This is a genomic window from Microbacterium gallinarum, assembly GCF_014837165.1.
Taxonomy (GTDB): Bacteria; Actinomycetota; Actinomycetes; order Actinomycetales; family Microbacteriaceae; genus Microbacterium; species Microbacterium gallinarum.
This window is the reverse complement of the sequence record NZ_JACSPM010000001.1, coordinates 1,355,419-1,376,603: the sequence shown is the minus strand read 5'-3', so window position 1 is coordinate 1,376,603 and position 21,185 is coordinate 1,355,419. Positions and strand designations below refer to the sequence as shown.

Below are 21,185 nucleotides of genomic sequence, written 5' to 3'. Positions count from 1 at the left end.
CTTCAGGCGATGTCGACGGGACGCCGAGCGGATCGGGAAGGATGCGCCACCCATCCCACTCGACGAGACCAGCCGGTCCGCCGATCCGGGTGACGGGAGTGTCCGCCTCCGAAGCGTCAGTCGATATAGATCTGCGCGCTGTCGATGAACCGGTGCCCCGCCACACTCGCCGCGATGAGCGCGAGCGCAGGGCCGCGGTGGCCTTCGTCGACCGGAAGGAAGGAACCGGGATCGACGACGCTGAGGTACTCCAGACGGATCCGCGGCTCGCCCATGAGGGTCGACTGCGCCGCGGCGATGCAGGCGTCCACGCCGCGGTCGGCGTTCGACGCCGCGGCATCGAGAGCGGCGGGCAGCAGGCCGGCGGCGGCGAGGTCGCGGTCCTCCAGCATGCCGACGCGCGTCGACACGGGCAGACCGTCGTCACCTCGCACCGTCTCGACCGTGGCCACCTCGACGTCGAAGCAGAGGTCGCGGATCATGCGACGCACGAGGAAGATGCGCTGCGGATCGCGCTCGCCGTAGACCGCGACGTCGGGTCGCACGAGGTTGAGGAGCTTCGCCTCGACCGTGAGCAGCCCGTCGAAGTAGAACGGGCGCGCCCGACCCTCGTAACGCAGCCCGAGGTCGCCCGCGCTGACCTTCGTCGTGGCCGTGCCGTTCGGCAGCAGCTCGGCGGCGTCGGGCATGAAGACCACGTCGACGCCGAGCGACTCCAGCAGCCGCGCGTCCTCGTCGGGCGTGCGCGGGTACGCCGCGAACTCCGCCGTGGTGGCGAACCGCAGCGGATTCACGAAGACCGACACCACGACGATGTCGGCGACTTCGCGCGCGCGGTGGACGAGGTCGATGTGGCCGTCGTGGAGAGCGCCGATCGTCGAGATGAGCGCGATCCGGGCCCCCTGGGGAGCTGCGGCTCTGGCGTCTGCCAGCCGGGCGCGCAGCTCGTCGGCGGTGCTGATCATCCGTCGATCGTATCGGCGGGTTCGCCGGGAGCCCCGGAACCCGCATCGGCGAGGGCATGGTCGACCGTGGTGTGCACGAGCGCGGAGAGGAACGCCCCCGGGTGGGGAACCCCGGCCTGGCCGAGCAGCCCCGCTGCCTGGCGCACGATCGATCGCGAGAACTCGGTCGCCGCCTCGACCGCCTCGGCGTACGTCGCGCGGTCGTCCTCGGCGACCACGACGGGCTCGCAACCGAGCTCGACCGCGAGCGCCTGCGCGATCGGCAGCACCGGCCCGGGCGCCGTCACTGCTGCGTACCCCGTCGACAGCGCCCGCAGGTCCATCGAGGTGCCCGCGAAGACGATCGCGGGATGCACTGCGAGCGGGATCGCGCCCTGCGCCATGGCCGGCCCCAGCACCCCCGTGCCGTATGCGGCATCGGTGTGCAGCACGAGCTGCCCCGGCTGCCAGGCGCCCACGGCCGCGAGGCCCGAGACCAGCCCTTCGAGCTGGTCGTGCGGCACAGCGAGCACCACGAGCTCGCTCCGCCGGACGACCTCGGTTGCTTCGAGCACCGGGACCCCGGGAAGGATCGCCTCCACGCGCTCGGGGTCGGAGCCCTTCGTGATCCCGGTGAGCGCGTGCCCCGCACCGGCGAGCGCCGCGCCGATCACGGGGCCGACGCGACCGGCGCCGATGATCCCGACGCCGAGGCGCCCGTCACGATTCATGCGCGCTCCCGTCGGAGGCGATCCGCGCCGCGGGAGCCTCGGCTTCGGCCGCCGGCTCCGTTGCGGACGCTGCCGGCTCCGCGGGCGACTCCGTTACGGGCACTGCCGGCTCGGCGGGCGATTCCGTTACGGGCACTGCCGGCTCCTCAGGCTCGTCCGCACGCGGCGTCGACGCATCGGGCGCACCATGCCCGGCGACCGCCGCCTCCGCGGGATCCAGTTCGGCCTCCGCCCATCGGTGCGAGCGATCCTCGCCTGCCGCGTCGACGCTGGCATGAGCGACGTCGTCGAACAGGCGCAGCGCCTCATCGCGATCGATCGCGGCGAGGTGCGCGTACACCGGCCCGCTCACGACGTGGCCACGCAGCGATGCGACGCCTGTCAGTCTGTCCAGCGGCCCCTGGTGCAGCCCTATGCTCTGCAGGCGGGCGAGCGGCAGGATCGCGAGCTTGCGCCACACGACCCCGCGCCGCAGCAGCAGCACGTCGGGCGTGAGACGGAAGCCGTTGCGCCGGTAGGAGAACGGCCGGATCCACCACGCGCGCCGCGGCGAGTTCGTGAAGGAGTCCTGGTCCCGAGGCCCGAGCACGCCCTGCTCGACGATCAGCGGCCACTCGATCTCGGCGACGTGCGGCTGCACCAGCCGCAGCACCCGCTCGACGTCTGCGGACGTGCCCACCGGCAGCACCGTCGTGAACTGGTCGGTGTTGGCATCGGTCGCGCTGCGCCCGGTCAGCCGGTTGATGCGGATCATCCACCAGCCCGCGGGCCGCCACAGGATCGGCTGGGTCACCTCGACGGCATGGATGCGGCCCGGCGGCACGATCTCGGTGATCGTCGTGAGCAGCCCGAACGTGATGCGCACGCCGTCGGGCGTCGGCGCGATCGAGTACCGCAGCGAACGCACGATCGAGCGCACCCAGTAGGCGCCGAAGCCGATGATCGCGGGCACGAAGCCGAACAGCAGCCAGGTCACGCCCTGTGAGACCCCGACGCCGATCGCGACCGCGGCGACCAGGAGCCCCACCGTCGACATGCTGACGAGATGGGATGCCACGAGCCGACCGATCGGGATGTTGACGACAGAGTCGGGCACCGCGACGGGCAGTTCAGGTCCTTCGATGAGGCCGGTGAGCTCACGGCCGACGGTCTGCCCGAGCGCGGCCACGCGACCCGCCGGACGTGCCGGCGCGGCGTGGGACGCCGCATCCGTGAGTCTTCTGCCGGAGGCGAGCCGCAGGATGTCCGCGCGCACGGCCTCGGCATTGGCCGTCGAGAGATACTCCAGCTTGACGTTCGAGTCGGTCCCCGCGCCCACCACCTCGAGCTTGGCCATGCCCAGCAGCCGGGCGATCATCGGCCGCGTGAGATTCACGCCCTGCACGCGGTCGAGCGGCGCGCGGCGCTGCGTGCGGAACAGGATGCCGCTGCGCACCTCGACGTCGTCGTCGGTGATCCGGAACGTGTGGAAGCGCCACGACATGTAGAACACCGCGACGATCACGATGAGCGCCGCGAGGACCGAGAGCAGCGCGAGGATGTAGAGGTTGTTGGCGACGATGAAGTCGATGGGGTCGCCGGCACCTTCCCATTCGCGCACCTCTTCGCCGAGCTCGTCGCCGAGCTCGGGCGCGAGCCACGGCAGGAACAGGAACACCAGCCGGTCGCGCAGGTTCGCGATCACGATGCCGATCACGACGAGCAGGAACAGGCCGCCCCGCAGCAGGGGGGTGAGCGGGTGCAGGCGATGCCATTCGCCGTCGCTGAGGGGCGAGCGCACGAGCTCCTGCGGCGGAGCGTCGGGCGACGGAGTCGGATCTGTCATAGCCCCGTGCGCCGGCTCTCTGCGACCTCGATGAGGTGGTCGCGCAGCGTCTCGGCGGTCTGCTGCTCGAGGCCGGGGATCACCACGCCCGTCGTCGCCGCGGCGGTGACGAACTTGAGCTGCGCGATACCGAAGCCACGGTCGAGCGGGCCGTGCGTGATGTCGACGAGCTGCATCCGGCCGTACGGCACGGCGACGAAGCGCTGCCACAGGATCCCTCGGCGGAACACCAGGTCGTCCTCCCGCAGCTGATAGCCGATCGAGCGAGCCTGGCGGGGCAGGATCGCGAGCGTCCATACGAGGATCACGGTCAGGATTCCGCCCGGGATCCAGGCCCACGTCTGGTGCATCAGCAGCGTGAGCACGAGCATCGCCGCGACGACGATCAGCAGGAACGAGCCGGTCGAGATGAACTGCACCCGCACGTATTTGGGCGAGATCTGGTGCCACACCCCCGACTCCAGCACGAGGCGGTTCTCGGAGCGCGGCTCGGCCAGGCCGGCGTAGCCTCCGGCCGCCGGGTCAGTGCCCGTGGATGCGGGGCTCGAGTCCGGGATCCCCGCCGGGGTGTTCGTCATCATCGTCCTTCCGGATGGTGCACAGATGCTCCGCGACCAGCGCGGCGGCCACGAGGAGAGCCCCGCAGATCGCGGTCGCGATCACCGTCGCCATCGAGCCTATCGACGGCACGACGGGTCGGGTCACGAGGAACAGCAGCAGTCCGAGCGCCACCCCGCCGATGGCCGCGCCGACGATGCTGGCCGCCTTCGCGAGCATCGCCACGCGGACGGCGCGGAACGGGTTCACCATCTTCGACGCCGAGCCGCGCGTCGCCTGCCGGATCGGCACGGCGAGCACGACGACCACCGCGCCGAGCATCACCAGCAGGATCGGAAGGGTGACCGCGGGCGTGAAGGTGGCACGCCCCGACGACGTCAGAACCTGGTCGAGGAGGAATCCCGCCGCGACGCCGAGGGCGGCGGCGACGAGAAGGATGCCGGCTCCCGTGCGCTTCATCGGTCCCCTCGGAGCTTCGCGAGCAGGGCGTCGACCCGACCGGACCCCGGCAGCGTCGCCTCGGGGTCGATCGAGAGCCACGGCTCCAGCACGAAATCGCGCTCGGCGGCGCGCGGGTGCGGCAGGAGCAGATCGGGGTCGTCGCTGCGGAGGTCGCCGTACGCGATCAGGTCGAGGTCGAGCGTGCGATCGCCCCACCGCTCGCGGCGCTTCCGGCCGTGGTGCTCCTCGATCGCGTGCAGATACGCGAGCAGCACCGACGGGGCCAGCCGCGTGGTGACGAGCGCGACCGCGTTGAGATACGACGGGGCGGAGGCGTCCGGGCCGTCCGGCTTCACCGCGACCGACTCGACCGGCTCCGACGCACGCACCGTGTCGACGAGCGGCAGTCGTCGCAGCGCCTCGATCGCCGCCGACATCGTCGCCGCACGATCTCCGAGGTTCGCGCCGAGCGCGACCACCGCATCCACGGGTGCGCGGCCGGTGCGCGGGGTGTCGCCCTGGAAGCCCTGAGCCAGACGCCGGTTCATCGGGTCCCCCGAGCGCGTTCGATCGTGACGGAGACGTCGGTGAACGAGAGCGGAATCGGCGCGTACGGCTTGTGCACCGTCACGCGCACACCGTCGACGAGGTCGGCGGTGAGCACCTGATCCGCGATGCGGGCGGCGAGGGTCTCGAGCAGGTCGACCGGCTCGCCGCCCACGATCACCGCGATCTGCTCGGCCAGTTCGCCGTAGTGCACGGTGTCGGCCACGTCGTCGGTCGCCGCCGCCCGCCGCGTGTCGAGGCGCAGCGTGACGTCGACCACGAAGTCCTGCCCGACACGACGCTCCTCGTCGTAGACGCCGTGGCGCCCGAAGACGCGGAGCCCAGTCAGAGTGATCTCGTCTGCGCCGCCCATCGGCTCTCCCCTTCCCACGCCGTCGCGACGCTCAGCGCGTCACGGGTCGCGGCCACGTCGTGCACACGCACCGCCCATGCGCCCGCCTGCGCGGCGAGCACGCTGGTGACCGCGGTCGCGAGGTCGCGCCGACTCTCGCTCACATCGGACGGATCGCCGCCGGCCGCGCCGAGCGACTCGGCGAGGAACCGCTTGCGGCTCGTGCCGATGAGCACGCGATGCCCCATGGCGGCGATGCGCTCCGTGGCCCGCAGCGTCGCCCAGTTCTGCTCGCCCTTCTTGCCGAACCCGATGCCCGGGTCGACGATGACGCGTGACGGTGGGATGCCGGCAGCCGCGGCGGCATCGACGCGTCCGCTCAGCTCGGCGATCACCTCGGCCGCGACGTCGGCGTACGCGGCGCGGGCGTACATGTCGGCCGACGGCCCGCGCCAGTGCCCGAGGGCGATGTCGGCACCGGATGCTGCGACCGCGGCGAGCAGACCGGGATCGGCGAGTCCGCCCGACACGTCGTTCACCAGGCGCGCGCCCGCCTCGACGGCGGCCGCCGCGGTCGACGCGTTCATGGTGTCGATGCTGACGTAGACGCCCGCTTCGGCGAGCGCGCGCACGACCGGCAGCACGCGCTCCTGCTCGACGGCCGGGTCGACTCGCTCGGAGCCCGGCCGGGTCGACTCGCCGCCGACGTCGAGGATGTCGGCGCCCTGCTGACGGAGGGAGAGCCCGTGCGCGATCGCGGAATCAGCGTCGAGGAACCGGCCCCCGTCGCTGAAGGAGTCGGGCGTGACGTTCACGATGCCCATGACGAGCGTCATTCGCGGCTCCCGAGCAGCACGATGAGCTCGGCGCGCGCCGCCGGCTCGGCGAGCTCTCCACGAGCGGCGATCGTGACGGTCGAGGCATCCGACTGCCGTCCTCCGCGCATCGTGACGCACTCGTGGGTCGCGTCCAGCACGACCAGCACGCCGCGGGTGTCGAGCGATCCGGCGATCGCGTCGGCGATCTGCTCGCCAAGCCGCTCCTGCACCTGCGGCCGCGACGAGAGGATGTCGACCACTTTCGGCAGGGCGCCGAGACCGACGACCTGCTCGCCGGGAAGGTATGCGATGTGCGCATGCCCGCGGAAAGGCAGCAGGTGGTGCTCGCAGATCGAGCGGAAGCGGATGTCGCGGACCATCACGGCACCGGAGGGAAGCGTCTCGGGGGCGGGCCCGCGGGTCACCGAGATCGTGTGCGCGAGCGGGGCCGCGGCATCCTCCCCCACTCCGGCGAAGAATTCCGCGTACGCGTCGGCCACCCGGCCCGGGGTGAGCTTCAGCCCGGGGCGATCCGGGTCTTCCCCGATCGCCTCGAGCAGCTCGCGCACGAGCGCGGCGACGCGCTCTCGGTCGACGGCCATGACGGGAGCCTATGCGGTCGCGGGACGAGCCTGACCGGTCGGGCGACGCTTGGCGGCCTTCTCGGCCGAGGGCTGCTCCGCCTCGGTCTGGGCGGCGGCGCCGACCGGCTGGGGGCGGGCGGGCACCTCGACGGGCGGGAGCACCGACACCGGACGCTGCTCGCTCGACAGCCACTGCGGGCGCGGCGGGAGCCGCTTCACGTCGGTGAAGATCTCGGCGATCTCGAGGTGATCGAGCGTCTCCTTCTCGAGCAGCGCGAGCGCGAGCTGGTCGAGGATCTCGCGGTTGTCGTTGAGCACCTGGTACGCCTCGTTGTGCGCCTGCTCGATGAGCGCGCGCACCTGGGCGTCGACGCGCTCGGCGACGCGCTCCGAGAAGTCGCGGCCGTGACCCATGTCGCGGCCCATGAAGACCTCCCCCGAGGACTGCCCGAGCTTGACCGGACCGACGTCGGTCGTCATGCCGTACTCGGTGACCATCTTGCGCGCGATGCTCGTCGCCTTCTCGATGTCGTTCGAGGCGCCGGTGGTGGGGTCGTGGAAGATGATCTCCTCGGCGACGCGGCCGCCCATCGCCCACGCGAGCTGGTCCTGCAGCTCGTTGCGGGTCACGGAGTACTTGTCGTCGAGCGGCATCACCATCGTGTAGCCCAGCGCCTTGCCGCGCGGGAGGATCGTGATCTTCGTGACGGGGTCGCTGTGGTTCATCGCCGCCGCGACGAGGGCGTGGCCGCCCTCGTGGTACGCCGTGATGAGCTTCTCCTTGTCCTTCATCACGCGGGTGCGGCGCTGCGGACCGGCGATCACGCGGTCGATGGCCTCGTCGAGGGCGCGGTTGTCGATCAGCTGCGCATTCGAGCGGGCGGTGAGCAGCGCGGCCTCGTTGAGGACGTTCGCCAGATCGGCGCCGGTGAAGCCCGGCGTCTTGCGCGCGACGACCTCGAGGTCGACGCCGTCGGCGAGCGGCTTGCCGCGGCCGTGCACCTCGAGGATGCGCTGGCGGCCCCTGAGGTCGGGCGCGTCCACGCCGATCTGACGGTCGAAGCGGCCCGGACGGAGGAGTGCCGGGTCGAGGATGTCGGGACGGTTCGTCGCCGCGATCACGATGACGTTCGCCTTGGGATCGAAGCCGTCCATCTCGACGAGCATCTGGTTGAGCGTCTGCTCGCGCTCGTCGTGACCGCCGCCCATGCCGGCGCCGCGGTGGCGACCGACGGCGTCGATCTCGTCGATGAAGATGATCGCCGGGGAGGTCTCCTTCGCCTGGTTGAAGAGGTCGCGCACGCGGCTCGCTCCGACGCCGACGAACATCTCGACGAAGTCCGAACCCGAGATCGAGTAGAACGGCACGCCCGCCTCGCCCGCGACGGCGCGGGCCAGCAGGGTCTTTCCGGTTCCAGGAGGGCCGTACAGCAGCACGCCCTTCGGGATGCGCGCGCCGACCGCCTGGAACTTGGCCGGGTCCTTGAGGAAGTCCTTGATCTCCTCGAGCTCCTCGATCGCCTCGTCGGCGCCGGCGACGTCGCCGAACGTGACCTGCGGCATCTCCTTCGTCACGAGCTTCGCGCGCGACTTGCCGAACTGCATGACCTTGCTGCCGCCGCCCTGCGCGCTCGACAGCAGGAACCAGAACAGCAGACCCAGGAGGAGGATCGGGAGCAGCAGTGAGAGGAACCCGTCGAACCAGGTCGCGCGCGGGACGGCGTCGTTGAAGCCGTCCTTCGGGTCGGCCTCGTTGATGGCGCTGACGACCTCGTCCGCACGCGCTGAGACGTAGTAGAACTGCACGTCGCTCGCGCCCTCGTACTCGTCGGAGAGCTTCATGTCGACGCGCTGATCGCCGTCGGTGTTCACAACCTCGGTGACGGTGCTGCCGCCGAGCAGCTCGAGGCCCTCCTGCGTGGAGATCTGCTTCGCGCCGTTCAGGCTGGAGATGAGCGAGAACCCCACGATGAGGAAGACGCCGATCAGCAGCACGTAGAACAGCGGGTTGCGGGTGATCTTCTTGAAGTCCATGGTGCGGGCGCGCGCCCGATCCCTTTCGTCTGCGAACCCGCTGCGCGTCTACAGAATGGCGCGCGAAGCGGTGGGATCAGGGTATCGCGGGGTTCCTAGGCGCTGACTGTGCATTCGCCGACGGCGTAAGCAGCGGTCGCGTCGGGCGAGCGAGCGAGACGGAACGCGTCGGGCTACGAGTAGACGTGCGGGGCGAGCACCGCGACGTCGCGCAGGTTGCGGTACTTCTCGGCGTAGTCCAGGCCGTACCCGATGACGAACTCGTTCGGGATGTCGAAGCCGACGTACTTGCAGTCGACCTGCACCTTCGCGGCCTCGGGCTTGCGCAGCAGGGCGAAGACCTCGATCGAGGCGGCGCCGCGCGACTCGAAGTTCTCGAGCAGCCAGCTGAGGGTCAGACCGGAGTCGATGATGTCCTCGACGATCAGCACGTGCTTGTCGTGCAGGTCGGTGTCGAGGTCCTTGCGGATCTGCACCACGCCGCTCGACTTGGTGCCGGCGCCGTACGACGAGACCGCCATCCAGTCCATCGGCACCGACGACGGCAGGTAGCGCGAGAAGTCCGCCATCACCATGACCGCGCCCTTGAGCACGCCGACGAGCAGCAGGTCCTTGCCCGCGTAGTCCTCGGCGACGCGGGCCGCGATCTCCTCGAGCTTCTCTCGGATCTGCTCCTCGGTGACGAGGATCTCGGTCAGTTCGCTCTGGATGTCGGCCGCGCGCATGCTCAGAGTCTAGGCGTCGCCTCGCGCCGTGAACTCGATCCGTCCGCCGACGCGTCGGGCGCGGCATCCCGGCAGATCGATCGGCCCCTGGCCGGACCAGTCCGTCACCAGCCGCGCCACCTCGAGCGTCTGGCCGCGGGTGAGGCTCTCGTGGAACTCGCTCGCCACGACATGGCGGATGATCCGCCCCCGCAGCGCGGCGGGATTCGCGGCGAGCGCGGCGACGGAGACCGAGATGCCCGCCTCGGCGTGCTCGACGATGTCTTCGATCGTCTCGTCGATCATCTCGTCGAACGCCTCGGCATCCTCACGCAGCTGGGCCGCCGTGCGCGCGAGCGCCTCGGCGATTCCCGGGCCGAGCTCTGCCTCGAGCACCGGCAGCACCGTCTCGCGCACGCGCACCCGGGCGAACCTCGGGTCCGCGTTGTGCGGGTCCTCCCACGGCTCGAGACCTTCGGCCGCGCATGCCGCTCGCGTCGTCGCCCGCCGCACCTCGAGCAGCGGACGCAGCAGCACGAGCCCGTCGAGGGTCCCGACCGCCGGCATGCCCTGCAGGCTGCCGCCTCCGGAACCGCGCGCGAGGCCGAGCAGCACGGTCTCGGCCTGGTCGTCGAGCGTGTGGCCGACGAGCACCGCCACGGCGCCGGCGTCGCGTGCCGCCTCGCGGAGCGCCCGGTACCGCGCGTCCCGCGCCGCCGCCTCGGGTCCGCCCTCCCCGGCGACCTCGACGCGCACGACGCGGGTCTCGAGTCCCAGGGCTTCAGCCTTCGCCGCGGCGGCGGAGGCGGCATCCGCTGACCCGTCCTGAAGTCCGTGGTCGATCGTCACCGCGACCGTGCGCAGCCCGAGCTTCGGGGCCTCGAACGCCGCGGCCGCGGCGAGGGCCAGCGAGTCGGCGCCGCCCGACAGCGCGACGAGCACCGTCGAGCCGGCGTCGGTGCCCGCCAGCGCGCGCCGCACGGCGAGGCGCACCTCGGCGACTGCGGGGTCGAGTCCCGGTCTGCGCTCCTCCACCCGCCTACCGTACCGGCGGTCCGCGGTGAAGGAACCGGGCAGAACCGAGGGTTCCGGCGCGCTGGAGAGTCGTGAACGGTCGATTCCGCCCGCTCGTTTCACGCCGAGGCACGGCGACTAGGCTTGTCGCGGCATCCCACCGTCTTTCCGAAGGAGCACCAGCATGGGCGCGTACGACGCCGTCATCGAGATCCCGCGGGGCAGCCGCGTGAAGTACGAGGTCGACCACGGCACCGGCCGGGTCTTCCTCGACCGCATCCTGTACACGCCGATGGGCTACCCCACGAACTACGGCTTCTTCGAGAACACCCTCGGCGAGGACGGTGACCCGCTCGACGTGCTGGTCATCCTCGACGTCGAGCTCTCGCCCGGCATCCTCGCCAGCGTCCGCCCGGTGGGCGTGCTGAAGATGAGCGACGAGGCCGGCGGCGACGACAAGGTCGTCGCGGTGCTCGCCAAGGACCCGCGCTGGGCGCACATCCAGGACGTCGGCGACATCCCCGAGTACCTCCAGAAGGAGATCGCGCACTTCTTCGAGCACTACAAGGACCTCGAGCCCAACAAGTGGGTCAAGGTCGACGAGTGGGCGGACGCCGCCGAGGCCGAGCGCCTCGTCAGCGAGGCGTTCGACCGCTTCCAGGAGCACGAGGGCGAGACGCGCACCCAGGGCGAGGGCATCGCGCCGAAGACGCTCTGACGACGACTCACGAGGAGAGCGGATGCCGTCGCGGCATCCGCTCTTCGTCGTCAGAGGGCGTCGTTTTCGAGGCTCACCTGTCGCACCATGCCGATGGCGGCAGCGATTCGTGACAGGCGAGCGGATGCCGCGACCGCGACTGCGGGCGAGCGTCCCGCCGAGTCCACCACGCGAGCGGTCAGACCGAGACGCCGCGGTCGCGCATGAAGTTGATCGGGTTGACCGGGTACCCGTTCACGTAGGTCTCGAAGTGCAGGTGGCAGCCGAACGAGTTGCCGGTGTTGCCCTCGCTCGCGATGAGCTGACCCGCGTTGACCCACTGGCCGGGGCGCACGAAGATGCCACCGGGCCTGATGTGGCCGTAGCCGGTGCCGATGCCGCCCCCGTGATTGATGCGGATGTAGTTGCCGTAGCCGCCGTTGTAGCCCGCGTAGTCGACCGTGCCGGCGTGCGCGGCGTAGATGCCCGCGCCGCAGCCGGCGGCGAGGTCGACGCCGTAGTGGAAGCCGCTGGAGCAGTAGCCGCTGCCGCACTGGACGGTGCGCGAGCCGTAGCCCGAGCTGCGCCAGCCGGACGAGGGCCGTGCCCAGCCGGAGCCGACGACTGCGCCGCCGCCGCCGCCTCCGCCACCGCCACCGCCACCGCCACCGCCACCGCCCTGGTTCAGGCGGTCGGCTTCCTCGCGGGCACGGCGTGCCGCCTCTTCGGCGGCCTTGCGGCGGGCCTCCTCGGCGGCGCGGACGCCGGCCTGGTACTGCGCGACCGTGCGGGCGGTCGTGTCCTGGAGGGCGGCGAGCTGCGCCTCGAGCTGGTCGCGGCGGGCGCTCTGCTCGTCGAGCGCCGCCTGCGCCTCGTCGGCCGCCCGCTGGGATGCGACCATCTTCTGCTCGGCGACCTGCTGGAGGCGGTCGCGCTCGGCACGCTGCACCTCTGCTTGGTCGCTGAGGCTCTGCGCCGAGTCGCGCGCGGTGATCGCGTCGGCGTACACGGCCTGGTTGCGCTCGATGAGCTTGTCCATCGTGCCGAGCCGGGCGAGCAGATCGTCGGCCGAAGCCGCCGAACCTGAGAAGAAGAGCTCGAGGGAGGTGTCGTCCCCGCCGTTGCGGTAGAGCTGGGCGGCGACGCGGCCGGCTTTGTTCGCGGCATCCAGTGCCAGCTGCGCCTGCTCGTCGGCTTGGGACTGCAGCTGCTCGGCGCGGTGCGCCGCGTCGAAGTACTCCTGCTGCGCGACGTAGAACTCGTCTGCGGCGGCCTCGGCGATCGCGCGCTTCGACGCGACGTCGTCGGCGAGCGCCTGGATGAGGTTCTGGATCTTGGTGACCTCGGCGGACTTGGCCGTCTCGTTGGCCTTGGCGCGCTGCACGTCGTCCCACGAGGGGTAGCTGGCGGCGAAGGCCGGGGCGACGAGCGGACCGCCGATCGCACCGAGAGTCGCGAGGGCGATCGCTCCGACGCCGAGCGCGCCGCGGCGGCTCACGGCCGGCCAGAGCAGGCGTCGCTCACGGGGCGACGGTGCGCACCCGCACTCGTCGAGGGCGTCGTCGGTCTCCACCGGGCCCCCCTTCGTGACGTCGTCGTGTTCACATTAGCAACATCAGTCACATCTGCAACCGGTTCTGCGCAACGCCGTCCATTGCCCCGGGACGGGCGTCACCTGTTCAGTGTCATCCGGGAGGCCTCAGTGCACAAGGGCGCCACGCGCTCGATTGGCGCATTCGGGATCCATTGCGTATGCTTGACCCTCGGTAAGCGTGAGCCCCCGGGTTCACCCGGCCCCATCGTTTAGCGGCCTAGGACGCCGCCCTTTCACGGCGGTAGCACGGGTTCGAATCCCGTTGGGGTCACACTCCGAGAACACAACTTAACAAGCATGGCCCTGTAGCGCAGTTGGTTAGCGTGCCGCCCTGTCACGGCGGAGGTCGCGGGTTCAAGTCCCGTCAGGGTCGCTCCAAGCGACGGGCCCTTTCTCGAGAGGGCCTTTCGTCTAGGACGCGGCGATCGTGTTGATTCGCGGATGCCGCGCGGCTCTGTAGCTCAGTTGGTAGAGCGTTCGACTGAAAATCGAAAGGTCACCGGATCGATGCCGGTCGGAGCCACAAGGGTGATCGTTACAGTCACCCCAGGAACCCCTGCGTAGCTTCTACATCGCAGGGGTTTCGTCTTTCCTCGGCGCGTCGCGTCGCCGCTCGACCCGAACCGGACAACGCCCGCGAGACCGCCCCGGCGTGAGCCTCGAACCCGAACCTCAGGAATTGCTGAAGTTCGCGACAAAGGGGTGTCCCCCATATGGGGGACAGGGTACATTCGACGTACTGCGAATCCCGGGCAATCTGGGGAGATGGCTTCTGGGGAGCCGGCCCGGGAATTCGCGGTGATAAGGGGAAGACGTGGTCCTCGCAACCACGGGATTTTCCGCACAGGGGATGCGGACGGCCCCCGGAGGATTCCTCCGGGGGCCGATACCGTTCCCGGTGAGCGTCAGCCTTCGCGCTCGGCGAGCATCCGCTGCATGCGCGTGATCTCGATGCCCTGGTCTGCCTCGACGTGGCGGGCGAACGTGTCGATCTCCGGTTCCTGGCCGCCATCTGCGGCGTAGAGCTCCTGGACCATCTGGATCGCGCCTTGGTGGTGCTTGATCATGAAGGTCAGGAAGAGGATGTCGAACTCCTCCCCTTCGGCGGCCTCGAGCTGAGCCATCTCGGCGTCGGTGAGCAGACCCGGCATGGAGTCCGCGGAGTGCGCGTGCGAGGCATCCGGATCCCGCACCGGTTCCCCCCGATCCTGCAGCCACTTCTCCAGCACCGCCATCTCGTCGGTCTGGCTGATGTCCATCCGCTCGGCGAGGAGCCGGACGTCCTCGTCGTCGCTCCGGTCCACCACGAAGCCGGTCATCTCGATGGCCTGGGAGTGGTGGTGGAGCATGTCGCGCACGAACAGCACGTCGTCCTCGCTGTAGGACGGGCTGGTCAGCGCGGCGGCTTCGTCGGGCGACAGCGTCCGGTTCGGCTCACCAGGCCCACCGAGCTGCACGACCGGGGTCGTGGGAAGCGGCGCGGCGTCTTCGGGCTCGCCGGTGCAGGCCGTCAGGCCGGCGATCAGGAGCGCGGCGATGCCGAGCGATGCGAGCCGGATCGGCGGCGTCATATGGGAGACCTCTCATCGGGGGCGTCGCTCCATCATGCGGTCCACGTGACGCCTGAGCGAGCGTTCGACGGCCTACCCCGAGATCGGCCTGGCCGCCGGCGCCTGTGAGGGCAACGGCATCCTGATCGACATCAGCGACCCGGCGAACCCGGTGCGCATCGACGCCGTGACGGACCCGCGATTCGCGTACTGGCACTCGGCCACGTTCAACAACGACGGCACCAAGGTCGTCTTCACGGACGAGTGGGGCGGCGGCAGCGGTGCGCGTTGCCGTGCGACCGACCCGCTGAACTGGGGTGCCAACGCGATCTTCGACATCGTCGACGGCAAGCTCGAGTTCCGCAGCTACTACAAGATGCCCGCGCCACAGACGGCACAGGAGAACTGCGTCGCCCACAACGGCTCGCTGATCCCGGTGCCCGGCCGCGACATCATGGTGCAGGCCTGGTACCAGGGCGGCCTCTCGGTGTTCGACTTCACCGACAGCGCCAACCCGGTCGAGATCGCGTTCTTCGACCGCGGTCCGAACAGCGCGACCAGCCTGGTCACGGGTGGCTACTGGTCGACGTACTGGTACAACGGCAACGTCTACGGCAACGAGATCGGCCGCGGCTTCGACAGCCTCGCACTGCAGCCGAGCGAGTTCCTGAGCGCCAACGAGATCGCCGCCGCCGGCGAGTACCAGCTCGCCGAGTTCAACGCCCAGGCTCAGCCGAAGTACGGCCACGCCCCCAGCTTCGCTGTGGTGCGCTCGTACATCGACCAGGCCGAGCGTGACGGCAGCCTGAGCGGCAAGGCCCTGACCGAGGTGCGCAAGCACGTCGACCAGGCCGAGAAGCTCGCCGACGGTCCCGCGAACCCGCGTGCTGTCAAGGCGCAGTTCGACAACGCCGTCCGCAAGGCCGGCGTCCCCGGCTCGGAGGTCGAGGCGGCGCTCGTCGCGCTGGCCGGCACCTTCAGCTGATCCATCCGGGAGGTCGGTGCGAGCCGGCCTCCTGCGGGGCTCGGCGGTCTTCGGACCGCCGGGCCCCTGCTCGTTCCGCCGCCGTGGGTGACCGCCGCGCCCCTTCGGCCGAGCCGTTGCTTCTCAGTCGAGGGTGACGTCGACCTGGATCTCGGCCGCGAGCCGCTCGATCTCGGCGGCCACAGCCGCGATGTCCACATCGGCCGGGGCGGTGGCGACGACCGTGGCCTGGAACAGCCTCCCGCCCGCCATCGCCGCATCCCGCGTCTCGGTCGTCATGCGCTCGATGCTCACCCCGTGGGCGCTCAGCGCCGACGACAGTTCGCGCACGATGCCCGGGTGGTCGTTGCCCAGCACGTGCAGCACGAGATCCTGGTGCGGCCGGGGCGCAGCATCCGTCCCCGCCTGCACGGCGACCGTGTGGAGGCCGTCCAGCCCGGCGAGCGCGGCGCGCAGGGGGTCGGCGCTCTCGGCGGGCACGGACACCTCGACGATGCCCGCGAACGCTCCGGCGAGCTCGGCCAGCTGGCTGTTCTCCCAATTGCCGCCGTGCGCGGCGACGGCGTCCGCGACCGAGGCGACGATCCCGGAACGGTCGCTGCCGACCACGGTGAGCACGAGAGTTGTCATGGGCGACAGCGTAGCGACCGCCCCGCGACGGGGTCAGACCCGCGGCTGCAGCGCGTCGGGCGCGGGGAAGGGAAGTCGGAACCGGTCGAGGTCGGCGCCGACAGCGGATGCCGCGCCGAACTCGTCGCCCACGACGGTGATGCCGCGGGCGCTCGCCTCGGAGATGCGCACCGGGCGCTCGGTGCCGTCGTGCAGGCGCAGCGTCCAGCGGTCGGCGAGATAGCCGATGCCCAGCGCCTCGAGCAGCTCCTCGGCCTCGAGCCACTCGACGGGCTCAGCGGTCCGCTCGCGCCCCAGCAGGTCGAACACCCGGAAGCCCTCGCCCTCGGCAGCCATCCACCCCAGCACCTCGCCGTCGGGCCGGCGGTGTTCGATCCAGTCGGTCGGCAGCACGGCCGCGAGCCTAGCAGCGCGCGGGGCACGGCATCCGCTCTCCTCTAGAGCTCTCCGGGAGCCATCGCCTGCGCGTCGAGCTCGTCGACGAAGCGACGCGCGCGCGACGGCTCGACGCCGGTCCTGCGCGGCGCGTAGACGACGAGGGAGTGGAACACGAAGCGCACGACGAAGGCCACGGCGAGCGTGAGGGCGGTCGCGAAGACCACCGAGATGTGCCACGACTCCACCAGCAGCGCCATGATCGGGATGCGCACGAGGGCCTCGGCGTTGTTGAACGTGAACGACTTCGCGAAGCGCAGCCAGCCGCGCGAGGCCGCCTCGCGCATGTCGTGGAACACGAAGTGCTCGAGCAGCAGGAAGTTGCCGATGATCGTCACCTCGGCGGCGATGACGGCGGCGATCACGTAGCCCACGCCCAGCTCGGTGAGACCCCAGACGATCGCGATGTTCACGATGGCGCCGAGCCCGCCGATGACGGCGAACAGCGACATCTTGCCGAACCGCAGCGCCGTGAGCTGCGTCATGAAGTGCAGCCCCTGGCGCACCGACGCCTTGGACTCGCCCGCGTGGCGGTCGGCGAAGGCGAACGGCACCTCCGCCACGCGAAGGTTCTTGCGCGCGAGGATCTCGAGGAGGATCTTGAATCCGCGCGGCCGCAGAGTCGACGCCTCGATCGCCCGGCGGTCCACGAGGAAGAAGCCCGTCATGGGATCGGACACGTCGCGCAGGCGGATCGGGAACATCGCGCGGGTGAGGGCGGTCGCCGCCTTCGACACGAGCACGCGCGTCCGGTCGGCGAGACCGGTCGCCGTGCCGCCGCCGGCGTATCGCGAGGCGATCACGACGTCGGCATCGCCGCGCTCGAAACGCTCGAACAGCACCGGGATCTGCTCGGGGGGGTGCTGCAGGTCGCCATCGATCACGAGGCAGGTGTCGGACTCGGCGAGCGCGAAGCCCTCGACGACGGCGCCGCCCAGACCGCCGGCGCGGGACGAACGGTGCACGAGTCGAACCGGAAGATCAGCGGATGCCGCGACCTCGCGGATCACGTCGGGCGTGTGGTCGGTGCTGTCGTCGACGAAGATGACCTCCGCGTCGATCCCCTCGACCGCCGCCGTGACGCGACGGATCAGCTCCGCGACGTTGGGAGCCTCGTTGAAGGTGGGGACGATGATGGACAGCTGCACTGCGGTCCATCGTCGCACGACGGGCCGTGAGGGCGAACTCGGGCTGTGGACCGGTCGTTTCAGGGATGCCTCGGGGGGAGACAGCCGGGGCACGGCACCCGGCCCCTGTCCAGGATGGATACGGGAGAATAGACGTCATGACGTCTTCCCCCTCCACCATCACGATGTTCGGTGCCGACTGGTGCCGCGACTGCGTCCGCACGAAGCGCCAGCTCGACTCGCTGGGGATCCAGTACACGTACGTGGACCTCGTCGCCGACCCCGCTGCCGCCGACGTCGCGCGCGAGATCTCGGGTCGCACGAACATCCCGGTCGTGGTGTACCCGGATTCCTCGCACCACGTCGAGCCGTCGAACGACGACGTCGAGGCCAAGCTCCGCGAGCTCGAGCTCATCTGACATCGCGCCGCTCGCGCCGCTCACAGCCCTGACGAAGGGCCGCCCCGCCTCGTTAGGCTGAGCGGGTGAGCGAAGGCGTCGAACGCAATACCCGGGCGATCGAGGGCACGGTCGTCACCGACTTCGCCGATCGCATGAGCTACGGGGGCTACCTCGATCTCGGCACTCTGCTGGCCGCGCAGCGGCCGCTGAGCGATCCCGAGCACCATGATGAGCTGCTGTTCATCATCCAGCACCAGACCACAGAGCTGTGGCTCAAGCTGGTGCTCCACGAACTCGGCGCCGCCTGCCGTCTGCTGCGCGAGGACAACCTCGCGCCGGCGCTCAAGTGCATCGCCCGTGTGAAGCACATTCAGAAGACGCTGACCGAGCAGTGGTCGGTCCTCGCGACGCTCACGCCCGCCGAATACGCGCAGTTCCGCGGCGTGCTCGGCAACGCGTCGGGGTTCCAGTCGGCGCAGTACCGAGCGGTCGAGTTCACCCTCGGCAACAAGAACGCCGCCATGCTGCGCGTGTTCGAAGCCGACCCGGCCGCGTACGAGCTCGTCGAGCGCGCGCTGCTCGCGCCGAGCCTCTATGATGAATTCCTCGGGATGCTGGCGCGGTCGGGCTACCCGATCCCCGCCGCGGTGCTCGAGCGCGACGTCACGCAGGCCTGGACGTTCACTCCCGAACTCGTCCCCCTGTTCGCCGACATCTACGCCGACCCGCGGGCCCACTGGGCCGCCTACGAGACGTGCGAGGAGCTCGTCGATCTGGAGGACAACTTCCAGCTCTGGCGGTTCCGCCACCTGAAGACGGTCGAGCGCATCATCGGCGGCAAGACCGGCACCGGCGGGTCGAGCGGGGTGCCGTTCCTGCAACGGGCCCTTCAGCTGACGTTCTTCCCCGAACTGTTCGCGGTGCGCACCGAGATCGGTCGCTGACGTGCACGCCGACCCGTTCGCGCTGCGAGAGCTCCTCGGTCCTGCGGCGACGCCGTGCCACCGAGCCATCACGGGCGAGTCCGGCGTCGCGCTGCCGCCCCTGATCGACCACCACGTGCACGTGCACCTCATCGACGAGCACGCCCTCCCCGCCGGCGGCATCGCCGGCGCGGTCGATCTCGGCGGCGACCCCATCGGCTTCGCCCGTCGCACCGGCGCGGGAATGCCGCGGGTCGTGTACGCCGGTGCCTTCCTCACCACGCCCAACGGCTACCCGACCGGACGCGGGTGGGCACCCGACGCGATCGTGCGGACGGTCACCGGCCCGTCGGCGCATCCCGGCGTGGCCGGCGGCGCCGCGACGGCGGTCGACGAGCAGGCGTCGTTCGGAGCATCCCTCATCAAAGTCGCCCTCAACTCCGCCGCCGGGCAGGTCTTCGACGCGACGACGCTCGAGGCGATCGTCGCCGCCGCGCGGGGGCACGGCCTGCCCGTCGTCGCCCATGTGGAGGGAGTCGGGATGACGCGGCTCGCGCTCGACGCCGGCGTCGACGCCCTCGCGCACACGCCCTTCACCGAGGCGGTCGACGACGACGCGATCGGTCGCGCCGTCGCCGCGGGGCAGACGTGGATCTCGTCGCTCGACATCCACGCCGGCGATCCCGGCGCCGAGGCGACCGCCCTCGCCAACCTCGAGGCCTTCGTCGCGGCCGGCGGCACGGTGCTCTACGGCACCGACCTCGGCAACGGCGACCGCCGGGTCGGTGTGCTGGTCGACGAGCTGCGCGCGCTCGACCGCGCCGGTGTCCGCGGCGACCGGCTCGTCGCCGCCCTGTGCGACCCGTGGCCCGCGTCGGCGCCCACCGGCGTCTCGACCTTCGTTCCCGGCCCGCCGCCCACCGCGCTCGACGAGATCGCCCCGTGGCTCGGGCACGCGACCGTCGTCCCCTCCGAGGAGCTCATCCATGACGACCACTGACCCGACCGCAGCCGCGACGGTCGCGGACCTCGAGGCCGAGGCATCCGCGCTCGACGCCGCCGACCCGCTGCGGCACCACCGCGACGCGTTCGTCGGCGCCGAGTCGTCGCTCGTGTACTTCGACGGCAACTCGCTCGGCCGGCCGCCGCGTGCGAGCGTCGAACGGCTGGCCGCCTTCGCCCGCGAGGAGTGGGGCGGGCGGCTCATCCGCGGCTGGGACGAGTCGTGGATGGAGCTGCCGTTCCGGATCGGCGACACGATCGGACGGGCGGTGATCGGCGCGGCGCCGGGGCAGACCGTCGTCGGCGACTCGACGACCGTCCTGCTCTACAAGCTCGTGCGGGCGGCGTTCGACGCCCAGCACGCGGCGGATCCCGCCCGGGTCGAGATCGTCGTCGACCGCGACAACTTCCCGACCGACCGCTACCTCGTGGACGGCATCGCGCGCGAGCGCGGCGGGCGCGTGCGGTGGATCGACGTGGACCTGTCCACCGGTGTGACGGAGGAGGCCCTCCGCGCGGCGGTCGGCCCGTCGACGGCGGTCGTGCTGCTCAGCCACGTCGCGTACCGGTCGGGATATCTGGCGGACGCCGCCGCCTTCACCGAGGTCATCCACGACGCCGGCGCGCTCGTGGTGTGGGACCTCTGCCACTCCGCAGGATCGGTGCCCGTGAAGGCGGACGCGTGGGGCTTCGACCTCGCCGTCGGCTGCACGTACAAGTACCTCAACGGCGGTCCGGGCTCGCCTGCCTTCGCCTACGTCGCCGCGCGGCACCAGGATGCGCTGGCGCAGCCGATCCAGGGCTGGATGGGCACCGCCGACGTGTTCGCGATGGGCCCCGACTACCGTCCGGCCGAGGGCATGCGGCGGTTCCTGTCGGGCACCCCGCCGATCGTCGGGATGATCGCGATGCAGGACACCCTCGCGCTGATCGAAGAGGCGGGGATCGACGCCGTGCGGGCGAAGTCGATCGCGCTCACCGAGTTCGCGGCGAAGGTCTCCGACGCGCTGCTGGCGCCGCTGGGCGTGAGCATCGCCTCTCCGCGGGATGCTGCGCTCCGGGGCGGGCACATCACGCTGTCGCACCCCACCATGCGCGCGGTGACCGCGCGGCTGTGGACCGAGGACGTCATCCCCGACTACCGCGACCCCGACGGGCTGCGGATCGGACTCTCGCCGCTGTCGACGAGCTTCGCTGAGACACTCGCCGGGCTGCGCGCCGTGCGCGACGCCGTGACCGAACTGGGCTGAGGGCTCACGGGAGCCTCGCCGACCGACGAGCTGTCCACAG

The 21,185-nt window shown here is 70.9% G+C and carries 23 protein-coding genes and 3 tRNA genes; 9 read left to right on the top strand and 17 right to left on the bottom strand.

Translation table 11 applies throughout. The features are described from left to right. Window positions 1–116: 116 nt before the first annotated feature. The 12 genes from panC to tilS form a co-directional block, all read right to left on the bottom strand. Window positions 117–965, bottom strand: a complete 849-nt coding sequence (gene panC / locus H9622_RS06370; protein WP_191765292.1) for a pantoate--beta-alanine ligase — start codon at window positions 963–965, stop codon at window positions 117–119. Continuing rightward, window positions 962–1,675, bottom strand: a complete 714-nt coding sequence (locus tag H9622_RS06365; RefSeq protein ID WP_191765290.1) for a DUF2520 domain-containing protein — start codon at window positions 1,673–1,675, stop codon at window positions 962–964. Before H9622_RS06365 ends, panC begins: the two co-directional genes overlap by 4 nt. Beyond that, window positions 1,665–3,500, bottom strand: coding sequence for a PH domain-containing protein (locus H9622_RS06360; protein ID WP_225221562.1), 1,836 nt, complete (start codon window positions 3,498–3,500; stop codon window positions 1,665–1,667). Before H9622_RS06360 ends, H9622_RS06365 begins: the two co-directional genes overlap by 11 nt. Further along, on the bottom strand, window positions 3,497–4,078 hold the full coding sequence (locus tag H9622_RS06355) for a PH domain-containing protein (RefSeq protein WP_191765288.1): 582 nt from the start codon (window positions 4,076–4,078) through the stop codon (window positions 3,497–3,499). The genes H9622_RS06360 and H9622_RS06355 overlap by 4 nt, the downstream gene beginning before the upstream one ends. Next, a complete protein-coding gene (locus H9622_RS06350; protein WP_191765286.1) occupies window positions 4,023–4,517 on the bottom strand; it encodes a DUF3180 domain-containing protein in 495 nt (164 codons plus the stop codon). Before H9622_RS06350 ends, H9622_RS06355 begins: the two co-directional genes overlap by 56 nt. Further along, window positions 4,514–5,047: a 2-amino-4-hydroxy-6-hydroxymethyldihydropteridine diphosphokinase gene (gene folK, locus H9622_RS06345; RefSeq protein ID WP_191765284.1), complete on the bottom strand. Its 534-nt coding sequence runs from the start codon at window positions 5,045–5,047 to the stop codon at window positions 4,514–4,516. Before folK ends, H9622_RS06350 begins: the two co-directional genes overlap by 4 nt. Then, window positions 5,044–5,418 carry a dihydroneopterin aldolase gene (gene folB / locus H9622_RS06340; RefSeq protein ID WP_191765282.1) on the bottom strand — a complete coding sequence of 125 codons (375 nt, stop codon included), beginning with the start codon at window positions 5,416–5,418 and terminating at the stop codon, window positions 5,044–5,046. The genes folK and folB overlap by 4 nt, the downstream gene beginning before the upstream one ends. Beyond that, window positions 5,391–6,233, bottom strand: coding sequence for a dihydropteroate synthase (gene folP / locus H9622_RS06335; protein WP_191765280.1), 843 nt, complete (start codon window positions 6,231–6,233; stop codon window positions 5,391–5,393). Before folP ends, folB begins: the two co-directional genes overlap by 28 nt. Next, complete coding sequence (gene folE / locus H9622_RS06330; RefSeq protein WP_191765278.1) at window positions 6,230–6,817, bottom strand: GTP cyclohydrolase I; 588 nt, start codon at window positions 6,815–6,817, stop codon at window positions 6,230–6,232. The genes folP and folE overlap by 4 nt, the downstream gene beginning before the upstream one ends. A gap of 9 nt (window positions 6,818–6,826) precedes the next feature. Then, a complete protein-coding gene (gene ftsH / locus H9622_RS06325) occupies window positions 6,827–8,833 on the bottom strand; it encodes an ATP-dependent zinc metalloprotease FtsH (protein WP_191765276.1) in 2,007 nt (668 codons plus the stop codon). Window positions 8,834–9,006: 173 nt separating this feature from the next. Continuing rightward, window positions 9,007–9,558 (bottom strand): hypoxanthine phosphoribosyltransferase, encoded by a 552-nt coding sequence (gene hpt / locus H9622_RS06320; protein WP_191765274.1) that lies wholly within the window; start codon window positions 9,556–9,558, stop codon window positions 9,007–9,009. A 9-nt stretch (window positions 9,559–9,567) separates the two neighbouring features. Then, the gene (tilS, locus tag H9622_RS06315) at window positions 9,568–10,572 is read right to left on the bottom strand and encodes a tRNA lysidine(34) synthetase TilS (RefSeq protein WP_191765272.1); all 1,005 of its coding nucleotides are present in this window, start codon (window positions 10,570–10,572) and stop codon (window positions 9,568–9,570) included. 163 nt (window positions 10,573–10,735) lie between these two features. Between tilS and ppa the strand changes: the two genes are divergently transcribed. Continuing rightward, a complete protein-coding gene (gene ppa, locus H9622_RS06310) occupies window positions 10,736–11,269 on the top strand; it encodes an inorganic diphosphatase (RefSeq protein ID WP_191765270.1) in 534 nt (177 codons plus the stop codon). Between the two features lie 178 nt (window positions 11,270–11,447). On the opposite strand, the gene H9622_RS06305 is transcribed toward ppa, so the two are convergent. Beyond that, on the bottom strand, window positions 11,448–12,821 hold the full coding sequence (locus tag H9622_RS06305) for a peptidoglycan DD-metalloendopeptidase family protein (RefSeq protein WP_191765267.1): 1,374 nt from the start codon (window positions 12,819–12,821) through the stop codon (window positions 11,448–11,450). 219 nt (window positions 12,822–13,040) lie between these two features. Between H9622_RS06305 and H9622_RS06300 the strand changes: the two genes are divergently transcribed. From H9622_RS06300 to H9622_RS06290, 3 genes are all read left to right on the top strand, one after another. Next, window positions 13,041–13,113, top strand: a tRNA-Glu gene (locus H9622_RS06300). Between the two features lie 28 nt (window positions 13,114–13,141). Further along, window positions 13,142–13,215: transfer RNA gene (locus H9622_RS06295), tRNA-Asp, on the top strand. 77 nt (window positions 13,216–13,292) lie between these two features. After that, window positions 13,293–13,365, top strand: a tRNA-Phe gene (locus H9622_RS06290). A 382-nt stretch (window positions 13,366–13,747) separates the two neighbouring features. Here H9622_RS06290 and H9622_RS06285 read toward each other — a convergent pair. Next, window positions 13,748–14,413 carry a DUF305 domain-containing protein gene (locus H9622_RS06285; RefSeq protein ID WP_191765265.1) on the bottom strand — a complete coding sequence of 222 codons (666 nt, stop codon included), beginning with the start codon at window positions 14,411–14,413 and terminating at the stop codon, window positions 13,748–13,750. Window positions 14,414–14,579: 166 nt separating this feature from the next. On the opposite strand from H9622_RS06285, the gene H9622_RS06280 reads away from it, so the two are divergent. Then, a complete protein-coding gene (locus H9622_RS06280; RefSeq protein ID WP_191765263.1) occupies window positions 14,580–15,377 on the top strand; it encodes an LVIVD repeat-containing protein in 798 nt (265 codons plus the stop codon). Between the two features lie 123 nt (window positions 15,378–15,500). On the opposite strand, the gene H9622_RS06275 is transcribed toward H9622_RS06280, so the two are convergent. From H9622_RS06275 to H9622_RS06265, 3 genes are read right to left on the bottom strand one after another with little or no spacing between them, the layout of a single operon-like run. After that, window positions 15,501–16,007, bottom strand: a complete 507-nt coding sequence (locus H9622_RS06275; protein ID WP_191765261.1) for a glycine cleavage system protein R — start codon at window positions 16,005–16,007, stop codon at window positions 15,501–15,503. A gap of 33 nt (window positions 16,008–16,040) precedes the next feature. Beyond that, window positions 16,041–16,400, bottom strand: coding sequence for a hypothetical protein (locus tag H9622_RS06270; RefSeq protein WP_191765259.1), 360 nt, complete (start codon window positions 16,398–16,400; stop codon window positions 16,041–16,043). A gap of 44 nt (window positions 16,401–16,444) precedes the next feature. Then, window positions 16,445–17,590, bottom strand: a complete 1,146-nt coding sequence (locus H9622_RS06265) for a glycosyltransferase (protein WP_191765257.1) — start codon at window positions 17,588–17,590, stop codon at window positions 16,445–16,447. A 137-nt stretch (window positions 17,591–17,727) separates the two neighbouring features. Here H9622_RS06265 and H9622_RS06260 point away from each other — a divergent pair, with 137 nt between their 5' ends. The 4 genes from H9622_RS06260 (at window position 17,728) to H9622_RS06245 (ending at window position 21,145) form a co-directional block, all read left to right on the top strand. Further along, on the top strand, window positions 17,728–17,988 hold the full coding sequence (locus H9622_RS06260) for a glutaredoxin family protein (RefSeq protein WP_191765255.1): 261 nt from the start codon (window positions 17,728–17,730) through the stop codon (window positions 17,986–17,988). A gap of 65 nt (window positions 17,989–18,053) precedes the next feature. After that, complete coding sequence (gene kynA / locus H9622_RS06255; RefSeq protein WP_318247048.1) at window positions 18,054–18,914, top strand: tryptophan 2,3-dioxygenase; 861 nt, start codon at window positions 18,054–18,056, stop codon at window positions 18,912–18,914. Between the two features lies 1 nt (window position 18,915). Then, window positions 18,916–19,893, top strand: coding sequence for an amidohydrolase family protein (locus H9622_RS06250; RefSeq protein ID WP_191765253.1), 978 nt, complete (start codon window positions 18,916–18,918; stop codon window positions 19,891–19,893). Beyond that, window positions 19,880–21,145, top strand: coding sequence for a kynureninase (locus H9622_RS06245; RefSeq protein WP_191765251.1), 1,266 nt, complete (start codon window positions 19,880–19,882; stop codon window positions 21,143–21,145). The genes H9622_RS06250 and H9622_RS06245 overlap by 14 nt, the downstream gene beginning before the upstream one ends. Window positions 21,146–21,185: the final 40 nt, after the last annotated feature.